Below are 13,284 nucleotides of genomic sequence, written 5' to 3'. Positions count from 1 at the left end.
CGGTGGGTCAGCGCCGGTGCAGGGTGACGTCGGTGACGAGGGTGCGGTGGTCGCTGCCGGCCAGTTTCAGGAAGCGGGACCGGGTGACGGAGAAGTCGCCCGACAGCAGCACATGGTCGATCTGCACGCCGAAGACGGGCGTGGTGCGGGACGGCCAGCTCGGGGCGCGGTCGTGCCCGGCGAGCCGGGCGGCGTCGTACAGGCCGGTGTCCAGGATGCGGCGGAAGGCGGCGTGGTCCTGGGAGGCGTTGAAGTCACCGGCGACGATCGTCGGCGTGCCCCGGGCGGCCGCGGCGAAGTCGCGCAGCCGGCCCAGCTCGCGGCGCCACGGCCCGAGCCCGCCGGGCACCGGCGGCATGGGGTGCGCCAGCTGCAGGTGTACGGCGTGCCCGTGGACGTCGGCGACGGCGCCGGGCATGCCCATGGAGGCGGGCACGCCGGGGGCGGCGGTGAGCGGGAAGCGGCTGAGGATGACCGAGCCCTGGGAGCCGGCGCCGTCCACGGACTGCCGGTACGGGTAGGTGGCGGCGAGTTCCCGGCGCAGCGTGGTGTCGCACCGCAGGTGGTCGCATTCCTGCACGAACACCACGTCCGGCCGCTGCTCCCGCACGGCCGCGACCAGGGCGTCGGTGGCCCGGCCGAACTGCGTGTTCGAGGTCAGGACGCGGAAGGAGGCGACGGCCGGCCCCGCGGGCTCGCTGTCCTTGCCGTACGGCTGGATGAACCAGGCGAGCAGGCCCAGCACGACCACACCCCACACCACGCCGCCCCACCACCGGCCCAGCAGCGCCAGCAGCAGCCCGGCACCGGTCGGCACCAGCAGCCACGGCAGGAAGGCCAGCAGCTGGGGGACGGGCGTGACGGCGTCGGTGTCGGCGATCCGGCACCCGAGCAGGACGGTCACCGCGGCCAGCAGCAGGGCCGCGAACCAGGCGCTCATCCGCCGCCCCGAACCGCCGGCGCCACCACGCCGGGCGGCCCCGGAGTCCACGTCGCGGGAAGACGTGCACGACCTCGATGCGGTCCACGACGCGCGCGGTGAACTCGTCCAGCTCCTCGGCAGGCACCCACAGCTCAAGGATGGTCTCTCCGCCGGCCTGCCGCACGGGCAGTTCCGCGTCCTCAGGCGGCGGCCGTGGCGTCCACCCGGGACAGGAACGCGGCCAGCGCCGCGTTGAACTCCTGCGCGCGCTCCAGGTTGGGCAGGTGGGCCGCGCGCTCGATCACCACCAGGGTGGAGTCGGGGAGGGCGGCGTGCATCGCCTCGGCGTCGGCGACCGGCGTGTACGTGTCGTCGGCGCCGACCACCACCAGCGCCGGCACGGCCACCCGGGTCAGCAGAGCGCGGTAGTCGGGGCGTTCGGCACGGCCGCGCAGGGCGGCGGCGGCGCCCTCGGGCGGTGCGGACGTCATCATGCGGTGCACGTGCGCCTTCACGGCTTCCTCCGCGTACGGGGCGACCATCCTCTCCAGCACCTCGTCGGCGTACCCGCGCATGCCCTCACGCAGCAGACGGTCGGCCATGGCGTTGCGCACGGCCTTGCCGTCCTCGCTCTCCGCCGCCGGGAAGGTGTCGGCGAGGACCAGGCCGCGCATCCGGTCGCCGAAGCGGTCGTAGCACTCCATGGCGATCTGCCCGCCCATGGACAGCCCGGCCAGCACGAAGCCGTCCACGCCCAGGTCGTCCAGCAGCGCCTCGATGTCCCGCGCGAAGACGGACAGCGGCGTGCTGCCCGGCACCACCGGGGAGGCGCCGTAGCCGCGCAGGTCGGGGACGATCACCCGGCGGGCGGCCCCGAAGGCGGCGGCCTGCGGGGCCCACATCGTGCGGTCGAAGGGATGACCGTGGACAAGGACCAGGGGCGGCAGCGAGGAGTGGGGGCCGTGGTCGTCGAAAGCGAGGAACTCAGACATGGCAGCGACCCTAGAGACGGCCGCTTCCCCCTCCCGGGCCGGGGGTGCGTTGCCGTGTGCGGGCGCGTCGTGCCCGGTCGCGCAGTTCCCCGCGCCCCTAGGGGGTTGCGGTTGCCGTCCGCCGTGGAGGACCGCCCAGCCCCACCCCGGCCCCGACTCACCCACCGGCCGTAGGCGCGACCGCAACCGGCCACCGGACCGCAAGGGGCCGCCGCAGGCACAAAAAGGGGCGCGGTGAACGGCGCGAGCAACCCGTCACCCGCCCGCAGACGAAGACGAATCCCCCTCACACCCGTGGAGCCGCCGGCTCGGGTGTCGGGTCCGGTGCCGGCACCGACGCCCCGCGCCGACGCCCGGCGCGAGCCAGCAGCCATGTCAGTCCCGCCACCGTCAGTCCCAACGTCAGCAGCATCCACGACGCCGTACGCAACGTCTCGGTCAGCGCGTCGTACACCGCCCCCGCCGCCTTCGCGGAGACCTCCGTCGGCAACCCCCGCAACGTCACCCGCCGCACCACCGCGACCGCGACCCCGAGCAGCGCCCCGCCCACCGCCGTGCCCAGGGCCGTCGCGGTCAGCGCCCGCCGCCGGCACGCGGCGAGCCCGATCCCGGCGGCCGCCAGGGCGACGGCCGCGACGGGCAGCCAGAACCCCGCGACCTCCAGCACGTCATATCCCTTCCGCAGCCGCGACAGATCGTCCGCCGGTACCAGCGCGACCTCCGTGTGGCGCACGGGGATCCGCGCGGCCAGCGGCACATGGTCCTCGGCGAGCTGCCGCTTGACCTGGGCGGCGACCGGCGCGAGGTCGACGGTCACCGGCCGGTCGTCGTCCTCCCGCAACGCCCGCAGCACGGCGTCGTGGGCGGACCGGTTCGCCGTGTCCCACGCGGCGCGGAACGCCTCGGTCTGGGTGAACGACCGCACCGCGTCGTGCACGAACGGCCCCATCGCACCGTGCGCCGTCCCGGTGCCGACCTGCCGCAGGATGCCCTCGCCGACGGTGTCGGCGATCTGCCCCTGCACGGCGGGGTCACCGGCCAGCGGCGCCATCGTGGCGACGTACCGCCCGGTGTCCGTCAGGCCGTACGCCGCCCAGGCCGCCAGCGCGCCGAGCGGCACCAGCAGGCAGGACAGGACGATGAGAACGGCCGACGAAGCGGTCCGCAGGCGTCGTGACGACACGCCTCAAGACAACGCCCCCGGCGCGGACGCCGCCAGCGGGCGTGCGCCGTACGGGTGAGCCGTCGCGCCGCCGGGACCTGGGCTTTCCGCCCTCCGGTGGAGCGTTCACCCGAACGGGTGTTTCCTGGTGCTGGCGGACGTTCCGGTACGGGGGAGCAGGAAGCGCCGCGTGCGGTTCGTCCGAGTCCTCTCCGGGCGCCCGGAACCGGGTTCCGGCGGTCCGGTGAGTGGAGGGATGAGGGAAACGTGGGCCCCGGTGCACCACACCGGGGCCCACGTGTGCGCGCCGGTCCCGCCGTGCGGCGGGCGGGCCGCCGCACGGCACGGCGCCCCTCACCGGATGCGGTTGCCCTCCGCGTCCTCCCGCGTGTAGTAGCGGTAGAAGAACACCAGGTAGATGGCCGCGCCGGTGATCAGCCCCAGCGCCACGGAGCGCAGGATGGAGTCCCCTGTCTGGCTGTACAGGAAGCCGATGGAGATGCCTGCGAAGGCCGATTTCACGCCTGAGTGCAGTTCGCGCGTGAGCCGCGGGGCGAAGAGGGCGACGCCGATGCACGCCACGATGAACACGATCGCGGTGACGAAGCCGAACAGCAGGTTCCAGCCCGTGATGGGTCCGCCGCCGCGACGGTTGGCCGCGGCCCAGTAGCCGTAGACGAGCCCGAGGACGACGGGGACGCCGTACCTCGCCAGGGTGTGGGTCCGTTCGCTGAAGACGTCGGGCAGTCCGTTGGGCGCCCGGCGGGCGCCGAGCGCGCCGAGGCGGGTGCCGATCGAGCCGCGCGTACGGCCGCTCCCGGGTGCGGGTGCCGCATGAGCCATGAGAGCGCTCCTCTCTCTCCTCGCCCCCGCCTTCCAGAGCACACCTGGCGGGGACCACCGGCAAGTCGACGTGTGCCCCTGTGGCGGACGCTGATGCGAGCCGCGCGGGCCCGTGTTTCGCTGGGGTGCGTGAGCGGCGGCACGGACAGCGAGGGCCTGGCCGGCGGCGATGGCGGCCCGCGGCGCGGGGGCGCGCAGGCGCCCGCTCCGGGAGGCCGACGGCTTCCCGGCCGCTCGCCCCGCGTGCCGCGCCGGGACGTCGTGCACCGCCACCAGCTGCTGCAGATCCGCGGCCACAGCGTGGCCTGGGTGCCGCCGTTGCTGCTGCTCGCCGCGATCGCCGTCGTCGACATCAACACACCCGGAGAGTTCCGCATCGTCTCCTGGATCGTGCTGGTGCCCGGCATCGCCGCGGCGATCTGCGGGGTGCGGGGCACCGCCGCCTTCGCGGTGCTCGCGGTCGTCACCTACGTCGTCGTGGACGGCGCGTGGCCGAACCGGTACCAGGCCGGTCTGGCGGACTTCGTCCTCGTCACGGTCGGCGGTGTGCTCGCCACGCTGGCCTGCGCGGTCCGGGTGCGCGACGAGCGGCGGATGCTGCACATGATGCAGATCGCCGACACCACCCGCCGTACCGTGCTGCGTCCGCTGCCCCCGCACTGGGGCGGCCTCGACCACGCCGCCGTCTACCTCGCGGCGGACACCGACGCCCGCATGGGCGGCGACTTCTACGACATCCAGCCCGGCCCCCACGGCACCCGCGTGCTGCTGGGCGACGTCCAGGGCAAGGGGCTCGGCGCGGTCGAGGCGGCGGCCGCGCTGCTGGGCACGTTCCGGGAGGCGGCGTACCACGAACCGGACCTGCTGACCGTCGCCCGGCGTCTGGAGACCCGTATGGCGCGCCACCGCGGCCACACGGTCGCCCTCGGCCGCGCCGACGCCGACCGCTTCGCCACGGCCGTCCTGCTGCACTTCCCGCCCGGCGTGCCCGACGCCGTCGACCTGGTCCTCTTCGGCCACGAGCCGCCGCTCGCGGTGGGCCCCGCGAGCGTACGGCCCCTGCCGGAGGGTGACGGCCTTCCGCTCGGCCTCGGCGACCTCACCGGCGCCCCGCCCCGCGCGCGCCGGGTGCCGCTGGCCCCCGAGGAGACGCTGCTGCTGGTCACCGACGGGGTGACCGAGGCCCGGGACGACACCGGCTGCTTCTACCCGCTGGCCGAGGACCTCGCCCGCGCCGTCAGGGCGGATCCCCGCACCGCCGAGCCGGACCGCCTGGTCGCGCATGTCCGTGACGCGACCCTGCACCACTGCGGGGGCCACCTCGCCGACGACACGACGGTCTTCGCCGTGCACCGTCTCCGCTGACCCGGCATCCGGCATCCGGCATCCGGCATCCCGCATCCGGCACTCCCACGGCGCGCACGCCCCGGACGCGCCCCGCCCCCGACGCTCCGGGCCTCGAACCGAACCAGGCCATCCGCCCCGGTACGGCCTCCCAACCGCCCCGGTACCGCCCCCCGTACCGCGCCGTACCGCCCCGCGGGGCCCGCCGCCCCCGGCCGTCGTCCCGTCCCCCGGTCCCCCTTTGCAGCCGCAGCGGTTACGGTGCTGCCGTACGTGATCCACGACAGTCGTCAGGGGGGAGTGGCCCATGGCCGGAACCGTGCTGCTGCTCGCGGCCTCGCCGGTGGGGCGGGGATGTCTGGTGGACGCGGCCTCCGTGCTCCCCGTCCTGGCCGCCGTGCCGCCCGCCGTGCTCGCCGGGACGGACACCGCGAACGTCGTCGAACTCGCCGACCCGCTCGAGCCGCAGGCCGTGCTGACCCGGCTGCGGGCCGCCGCGGCCGCGCCCGGGCCGCTGACCGTGTTCGTCACCGGGCAGCTCCAGCTGGACCGGCGTCAGCGCCTGCCCCATCTGGCGCTGGCCCGCACCACCGCCGCCAGCGTGCGCTACACCGCCTTCCCCTGGCACTGGTTCCGCGAGGAACTGCGGCTGCGGGCCGGCGGCAGCACCGCCCTCGTGGTCGACCTGCACGCCGACGCCGAGTGCTGGCAGTGGCTGCGCACCTCGGCCCTCGACTCCGGCCGCGGCACCGCCGTTTACGGTCGCATCGCACCGCCGCCCGGCCGGCGCAGCGTGGCGGCACCGGCGTACATGAAGGCCGTCGCGACGATCCTGCGCAGCGGGCGGCGGCCGCCGTTGCCGCAGCTGCACGAGCAGGCGCTGGCCCGGATCGCCGCGGACGGCCCGCTGCACGACCTGGTGCTGAGCGCGCCCGGACCGGCTCCCGGCGACCCGCACGTGGCGCTCAGCACCGCGGTGCGCGAAGGACGGCACGCCGACGCCGACGCGCTCGCCGCGCAGTGGGAACAGGCCGCCCGGCGGGCGCACGGCCCCGGCTCCGACGAGGCGCTGCACTGGACCGAGGTCCGCGCCGACCTCGCGATGTTCGCCGGGGACCCGGTGCGCAGCTGCCGTACCTGGCTCGAGGTCGCCTCGGCGCGGCTCGCCGCCGGGCAGGCCCCCGACGCGCCCGCGGTGGAGGCCGCGGTGGACCGGGCGCACCACCAGTGGGCGTCGATCCGTGACGCCGGCCGGGCGCGGGACCTGGGCGCGGCGCTCGCCGAGGTGCGCAGCCGCGTGCCGGGGCGGCGGGAGGGCGCCCTGGATCATGTGCTGGGCCAGCTGCGGCAGTTGGACGGCCGGCCGGAGTCGGCGACCCGGGTGTGAGCGGCCGGGCGCGGGGGCGCGCACCCGAGGGGCGCGAGGTCCGTCCGAGGTCTCCCTTCACCACCTGAGCCGGTGTCATGATGAGGCACATGGCTGAGGGGGACGCAGTGGCCGGGGTGGGCGTACGGGTCAGTCTGGACGCGAGCGCGAGCAGAACCGACGTGAGCGCGCTCCAGGCGTGGCTGGAACAGGAACAGCCGCTCCAGGACCTGGTGCGCGGGGGAACGCTGCAGATCGAGGTGCGGCCGGGCACGGACGCGGCCGGGGAGCACATGGGCTCCGCGTGGGAGATCGCGCTCCGCATCGCCGGGGACGTCACCACGGTCGCCGCGCTGGCCGAGTACACCAGCCGCGCGGTCAGGGCCTGGCAGGCCAACCGCCGGCGCGTCGAGGACGGCGAACCGCCGAGGACACGGGTCGAGCCACTGGACTCCGACGAGGACTGAACCGGTGAGCTTCGACCCGCGGGGGAAGGCGAACCGGGCGCTCGTCGTCGGCGTGTCCGAGTACGACCACACCAGGGCCGACGCCCCCGACGGCGTGCCCGGGCAGCTGCCCGCCGTCCGCTACAACCGCACCACCCTCACCGAGGCCCTCTACCGCGGCGGGCTCTTCCGCGAGGGGGAGGTCGTGCCGTGCGTCTCGCCCGCCCACGACGAGTTCGCCGCGGCCCTGCACCGGGTGGCGCGGGACGCGCGGGGGCTGCTGCTGCTCTACTTCGCCGGGCACGGCATCGTCACCGCCGCGGGCGACGAACTCTTCCTGCAGATGCGCAACGCGCGCGTGGCGCGGGGGCGGCACGACGTGTTCCCCGGCGCCGTGCCGCTGACCGAGGTGCTCGCCGTGCTGGCGGCCAGCGGCGCCGAGCGGATCGTGGTGATCCTGGACTGCTGTTACGCCGGGAACGCCGCCGGTGTCTGGCACCGCTTCGAGCCCCGCGAACGGCAGAAGATCCTGCTGCTGATGAGCGTGCAGGCCAACCGGCTCATCCACCCGGGAGGCGGCAACCGGGCCACCCCCTTCACCCGGCACCTGGTCCGCGCCCTCGACAGGAGCGGAACCGACGGCGCCGGCAGCGGGGGCGAGCTGTGGCTGAGCGATCTGTACGCCGCGCTGAAGGAGCGGATGGCGAAGGCGCGGGTCCCCACCGGGGCCGGTGACCACCAGGATCCGCAGGCGGCCTGGGAGCCGGGGCAGGACGTCCTGCTGCGTGCGGTGGCCCGTCGGCCGGTGCACGGACCTGAGCCCGTGCCTGTGCCCGTGCCCCGGCCCCGGCCCCGCACCGAACCGGCATCCCGGCCCCGGCGGGCGCCCCGGCGCGGGCGGCGGGCGGCGTTACGGGCCGTCGCGGCCCTCTGGCGCGAGACGGCGGCCCGGCTGCGGCGCCGGCTCCGCCTCTGGCTGATCCTGCTGCTCGCCCTCGCCGCCACGGCCGCCGGGGGCTACGCCGTCGCCGTACTGCTCGGTGACGACGCCCCGTGTGCCCCGCCGCTGGAGCTGCGGGTGCTGACCGACCCCGACCTGGAGCCGGCGCTGACCGCGGCCGCGGACGCCTACGTCGCGTCGGACACCGGTGACGGCTGCCGCCGCACCGGCATCACGGTCGACAGCGCGGGCGCCGCCGACGCGGTCGCCGCGCTGCGGGACCGCACCGACGCCTGGCAGCAGCCCCGCGACGACGACGATCCGCAACGGGACGTCGGACCGCAGCCGGACGTGTGGATCCCGGCCTCCCCGGCCGACGTCACCCGGGTGACCGCCGGACAGGGGGAACGGGTCTTCGCCCATGTGGAGCAGCTGGGCGAGCCGTTGGCCTACTCACCGGTGGTGCTCGCGGTGCCGGGCGGGGACGGTTCCCGGTCCGGCGCGGCCGCCGGCACCGTGTCCGGTGCGGGGGCCGGCACGGCGTCGGCCGGGTCCGGCGGCGGGCTGGCCGAGCTGGTCGCCCGCTTCGAGGCGCGCGGAGGGCGCTCCGCAGTCCTGCGTCCCGACCCGGAGTTCACCGACACCGCGCTCCTCGCCACGCTGGGGCTGTACGCCGGCGGAGCTGACACGCGGGCCGTCGAACGGAGCGTGCGGCAGAACGGGTCGCCCGCGCCGACCGCCGGCGAGCTGCTGTGCTCCCTGCCCTACGACCCCGCCCAGGACCGGCGCACCGGCGTGCTCGCGCCCGAGTTCCTGCTCAAGAGCGGCCTCGGCTGCGCCTCGGAGATGGTGCGCGCCGAGCGCGTCGCGCAGTACCCCGACGACGTGCCCGCCCTGCAGCCGGCGTTCGTACGGGTGCGCTGGGAGGACGGCGACCGGGACGCGGAGGCCCGGGACGAGGCCGTACAGCGGTTCCACGACTGGCTCGGCGGTGACGGCGGCCGCAAGGTCCTCGGCGACTACGGCTTTCGCTCCGCCGACGCCCCGCACCGGCTGCTCGGGCAGGGCAAGGCCGCGCCCGGTGTGCTGGCCGACCCCGCCGCCCCGCGCGAGGCGGCCGAACCGACCGCTATGAACGCCGTGCTGGAGCGCTACCGCAGCGCGGGCGGCCCCGGCCAGGTGCTGTTCCTGCTCGACAGCTCCGGCTCCATGGCCGGGCTGTGGGAGGGGCCCAGCGGGGGGCCGGGCCTGCTGAAGCAGTCCCTGGGCGGGCTCGGTGACCGGGACGAGTACGGCGTGTGGGCGGTGGCCGGCACGTCGGGGCCCACCCACAGCGAGCTCCTGCCGTTCGGCACCCACCGGCGCGCCGACGGCGTCCGCGCCCTCGATCCCGGCGGCCGGGCCCGCGTGCGCGACGCCGAGGCGGACCCGCACGCGGCGCTCCTGGACGCCCTGGGGTTCCTGCACGGGCGCGGCACCGACGACCAGCGGCCGCAGCTGATCGTCTACCTCACCGACGACGAGGACGACAACCGGCTGAGCGGACACCAGCTCGACGAGGTCCTCCAGCGGGCGCGTACGGCGCGTGTACCGGTCGTCATGGTGTCGCTGGCCAACGGTGGTTGTGACGGCGGCCGGCCCGACGCGCGGGTGGCCGCGGCGAGTTCGGGGCGCTGCCTGGACCCCGGCGACGACCTGGGGGCGGCGCTGCACGACGAGGTCGCGCGGACCGGGACGGGGGAGGAATGAGGCCGGGAGGCATGGGACTGCGACGGTTCGCCGCCGTCCTCGCGCTGCTCGCCGTGGCGGCCTGCACGGGCACGGGCGGCGCGGACGACGACACCCCGCCCGGGTCCTCGTCGTCGTCCCACTGGATCATGGTCGCCAGCGGACGGGACGTCACCGGCAAGGGCGGCATCCGGCAGCAGCTGATCGACGCCTGGAACCGCACCCAGCCGGAGGGCGGCTACCGGGCCCGGCTGGTGGAACTGCCCGGCTCGGCCGACGCGCAGCGCAGTCAGCTGCTCGGCGCGCTGCAGTCGGGCAGCGCCTCCTACGACGTGGTCAATCTGGACGTGACCTGGGTGCCGGAGTTCGCCGCGGCCCGGCTGATCCAGCCGCTGCCGGACAGTGCCGTGGAACGCGGGTCCGATCTCGTGGAGTCCGTGGACGACACCTCCCGGTGGGACGGCGAACGGTACGCGGTGCCCTTCAACAGCGATGTCGGGCTGCTCTACTACCGGCGGGACGAGGTGGCGGCCGTCAGCGGGCGCAGCGATCTCGGCACCGGCGTGAGCTGGGACGAGCTGCGGGCGCTGATCGAGGCGCTCAACCGCAAGCGGCCGACGGGATACGAGGCCGGGTGGACCACGCAGCTCGACGGCTACGAGGGGCGGACCGTCAACGCCGTCGAGGCGTTCGCCTCCGCGTGGGGCGACGACGTCCGGCTCACCGACTCCTCGGGGCGCTACCGGGGCGATGAGGAGCAGCTCGCGGCCGGGATCGGCGAACTGCGCCGGCGCACCGGGACGGCGTACACGCTGCGGGACGCCTACGACTCCGACGAGGCCCGCTCGCTCGACGACTTCGCACGCGGCCGCACGGCGTTCCTGCGGCACTGGCCGTACGTGTATCCGACGCTGTACGGGACGTTCAAGGACAAGCTGGGGGTGACCCGGCTGCCCGGCAAGGCGGTGCTCGGCGGGCAGGACCTCGCGGTCACGTCGACGACGGCGGGCGAGCGGGCGACGCACGCGTACGACCTGATCCGCTTCCTCACCGATCCGGACAGCGAACGGTGTCTGCTGCGGGCCGGGTTCGCGGCGACACGGACGTCCGCCTACGAGGACGGCGCCGCATGCACGCACGCGCCGGTGTACGCCGAGACGCCGTCGGCGTCCCCGACCGGCGAGAGCCCCGGCCGGACGCCACCGGACCGGCTCGGCGGTCTCAGCTACCGCCGGCAGATCCTGCTGCCGGCCCTGCGCGAGGCCGTGCAGCGCCCGCGCACTCCCCTGTACGGCGCGGTGTCCCGCACGCTGATCACCACCCTGGGTCCGCTGTACGACGTGGGGCCGCGGGGCGGGGGCGCGCAGACGCCGAGCGACCAGGAACTGGCGGAGTCGCTGAACCGGGCGCTGCGGCGGGAGCTGCCGCACTGAGGTGGTTCCTGCGCGGGGGCCTGCGGCTGCCTGCGGCTGTCCGGCTGGCCCGGCTGGATGCGGCTGCCCGTGGCTGTCTACGGGTGGCCGGGCCAGCGGGGCTGCACCGTGGTGATGGGGTGGGTGGACGCCTTCGCCGGGCAGGCGTTGGCCGCCGTGATCAAGGCCGCGACGGCGAGTACGGCTGCGACGACGCCCCGGGTGACCGGGGTAGCGCCGGCCGGGCGCGGGCGGGTACAGGGCTGGTCGTGGCGTGCGGAGGGGCGGACGTGCACGGCAACCTCGCAGCGGGCGGACGATGACAGTGGCTTGTTAAGTGGGCTTAAGTCGCTGTTTAACCTAGGGGGTGCCGGAAGCCAACGGCAAGGGTGACTCCGGGAGTTGGGGGCTGGGGATGGGTGTTTCGGGTGGCGGGTCCGGCGGATCGGGCGGGTTCGGTGGATCGGACGGGTCCGGTGGGTCCGGTGGGTCCGGTGGCGGTGGGGCCGGCGGTGGTGGGGGTCGGGAGCGGGACGCGCCCGAGGTCATCGGGCGGCGGGTGCAGCGGTTGCGGAGCCGGCGGGGGCTGACGCAGCGGCAGCTGGCCGAGCCCGTGTACACGCCGGCGTACATCTCCACGCTGGAGGCCGGGCGGGTGCGGCCGTCCGACGCGGCCCTGCGGCATCTCGCCGAGCGGCTCGGCGTCGCGTTCGAGGAGCTGGCGACCGGACGGTCCGCGCGGCTCGTCACCGATCTGCGGCTGCGGCTCACCGAGGCGCAGCGCACCCTGGCCGGCGGTGACGCGGAGCAGGCGGCGGCCCGGTACGCGGCTCTGCTGGCGGAGGCGGAGGAGCATGGGCTCGCCGAGATCGAGGCGGAGGCGCTGCTCGGGCTCGGCGAGTGCGGGATCGACACCGGGGATCTCACGACGGCCCGCGAGTGCTTCGAGCGGGCCGAGGCGCGGCTCGCGGACGCGCCGCTGCCGGCGCGGGCGCCCGCCGTGCGGGGGCGGGCGGTGGCGCACTACCTGGCCGGTGAGCTGCGGTACGCCGTGTACCTGCTGGAGTCGACGATCGACGAGCTGAACCGTGGCGGACTGCACGATCCGGACGCGCTGTTGCTGCTGTATGCGTCGGCGATCGGGCCGTACATGGACCTCGGGGCGCAGGTGCGGGCCGCGCAGGCCGCGGAGTTCGCGCTGGCGCTCGCGCCGCGGGTGGACGATCCGGCGCTCGTCGCACGGATGCACCGGTCGGTGGCGCGGACGATGCTCGCGGAGGGGCGGCTCGCCGAGGCGGACGCCTCGCTGGCCAAGGCGGCCGAGCTGTACCGGCAGCTGCAGATCCGGACCGAGCTGGCCCACTGTCACTGGATGCGCGGGTATGTGTCCGCGCAGGACGGGCAACTGGAGCGGGCCGAGGCGGAGTTGCGCGAGGCGCGGGCCATGCTGACAGCGGGGCGGGCCGGGCTGTACAGCAGCCAGGTCGCCGTGGAGCTGGCGGACGTGCTGCACCGGCGGGGGCGGTCGGACGAGGCGGCGGAGCTGTTGCGGGAGGTGCTGGGGGAACTGTCCAGCGAGCGGGGGGCGGTACATGCCGCTGCGGCGCACCGGTTGCTGGGGATCATCGCGGAGGACGGGCGGGACAGTGAGGCGGCGGAGGAGCACTATGTGCGGGCGCTGAGTCTGCTGGAGCGGGCGGGGGCGGCGGGGGATCTGGCGGACCTGTGCCGGTTGCTGGGGGATCTGCTGCGGCGGACGGGGCGGGTGGAGGCGGCCCTCGACGCGTATCGGACGGGGCTGGGGCGGGGGGCGGCGCGGGGGACGACCACGTGGGGGGCTCCGCCGGCTTGAGGGGGGCCTGCGGCGCGGGTGCCTGCGGCGCTGGGTGCGTTGTCGTCTGCGGGTGCGTTGTGGCTGGTCGCCGTTGCCTGCGGCGCCTGTGCGGGTCGCGTTGTGGCTGCTCGCGCCGTTCCCCGCGCCCCTTTGGTGCCTGCGGCGGCCCGTTGCGGTGCGTGGTGGGCTGGTGTCTCGCCTGCGGTGCGTGGTGGGTCGGGGCCGGGGTGGGGGGTGTCCGTCCTCGGTCCGGCCGGCCGTTTCCGACGAGGGCACCCTCCGCCGGTGCCGGAGA

Annotated in this window: 10 protein-coding genes; 6 read left to right on the top strand and 4 right to left on the bottom strand. The window is 75.6% G+C overall.

Annotated elements, in window-relative coordinates; genetic code table 11:
* Nucleotides 1-7 precede the first annotated feature (7 nt).
* The 4 genes from AB0E88_RS15475 to AB0E88_RS15460 form a co-directional block, all read right to left on the bottom strand.
* The gene (locus tag AB0E88_RS15475) at nucleotides 8-940 is read right to left on the bottom strand and encodes an endonuclease/exonuclease/phosphatase family protein (protein ID WP_361629968.1); all 933 of its coding nucleotides are present in this window, start codon (nucleotides 938-940) and stop codon (nucleotides 8-10) included.
* A gap of 182 nt (nucleotides 941-1,122) precedes the next feature.
* Nucleotides 1,123-1,914: an alpha/beta hydrolase gene (locus tag AB0E88_RS15470; protein WP_361629965.1), complete on the bottom strand. Its 792-nt coding sequence runs from the start codon at nucleotides 1,912-1,914 to the stop codon at nucleotides 1,123-1,125.
* Nucleotides 1,915-2,200: 286 nt separating this feature from the next.
* Nucleotides 2,201-3,097 carry a hypothetical protein gene (locus tag AB0E88_RS15465; RefSeq protein ID WP_361629962.1) on the bottom strand — a complete coding sequence of 299 codons (897 nt, stop codon included), beginning with the start codon at nucleotides 3,095-3,097 and terminating at the stop codon, nucleotides 2,201-2,203.
* Nucleotides 3,098-3,430: 333 nt separating this feature from the next.
* Entirely contained in the window at nucleotides 3,431-3,919 is a 489-nt protein-coding gene (locus AB0E88_RS15460; RefSeq protein WP_361629959.1) for a hypothetical protein, read from the bottom strand.
* Nucleotides 3,920-4,162: 243 nt separating this feature from the next.
* Here AB0E88_RS15460 and AB0E88_RS15455 point away from each other — a divergent pair, with 243 nt between their 5' ends.
* The 6 genes from AB0E88_RS15455 (at nucleotide 4,163) to AB0E88_RS15430 (ending at nucleotide 13,007) form a co-directional block, all read left to right on the top strand.
* Nucleotides 4,163-5,284: a PP2C family protein-serine/threonine phosphatase gene (locus AB0E88_RS15455; protein ID WP_361630426.1), complete on the top strand. Its 1,122-nt coding sequence runs from the start codon at nucleotides 4,163-4,165 to the stop codon at nucleotides 5,282-5,284.
* A gap of 286 nt (nucleotides 5,285-5,570) precedes the next feature.
* The gene (locus AB0E88_RS15450) at nucleotides 5,571-6,650 is read left to right on the top strand and encodes a hypothetical protein (protein WP_361629956.1); all 1,080 of its coding nucleotides are present in this window, start codon (nucleotides 5,571-5,573) and stop codon (nucleotides 6,648-6,650) included.
* 89 nt (nucleotides 6,651-6,739) lie between these two features.
* A complete protein-coding gene (locus tag AB0E88_RS15445) occupies nucleotides 6,740-7,096 on the top strand; it encodes a hypothetical protein (RefSeq protein ID WP_361629953.1) in 357 nt (118 codons plus the stop codon).
* Between the two features lie 4 nt (nucleotides 7,097-7,100).
* On the top strand, nucleotides 7,101-9,764 hold the full coding sequence (locus AB0E88_RS15440) for a substrate-binding domain-containing protein (RefSeq protein ID WP_361629950.1): 2,664 nt from the start codon (nucleotides 7,101-7,103) through the stop codon (nucleotides 9,762-9,764).
* 11 nt (nucleotides 9,765-9,775) lie between these two features.
* Entirely contained in the window at nucleotides 9,776-11,176 is a 1,401-nt protein-coding gene (locus tag AB0E88_RS15435) for an extracellular solute-binding protein (RefSeq protein WP_361629947.1), read from the top strand.
* A 526-nt stretch (nucleotides 11,177-11,702) separates the two neighbouring features.
* Nucleotides 11,703-13,007 (top strand): helix-turn-helix domain-containing protein, encoded by a 1,305-nt coding sequence (locus tag AB0E88_RS15430; RefSeq protein ID WP_361630423.1) that lies wholly within the window; start codon nucleotides 11,703-11,705, stop codon nucleotides 13,005-13,007.
* Nucleotides 13,008-13,284: the final 277 nt, after the last annotated feature.

The organism is Streptomyces sp. NPDC028635 (genome assembly GCF_040637635.1).
Taxonomy (GTDB): domain Bacteria; phylum Actinomycetota; class Actinomycetes; order Streptomycetales; family Streptomycetaceae; genus Streptomyces.
The sequence above is the reverse complement of the archived record's forward strand: the minus strand, read 5'-3'. Positions and strand labels throughout refer to the sequence as shown.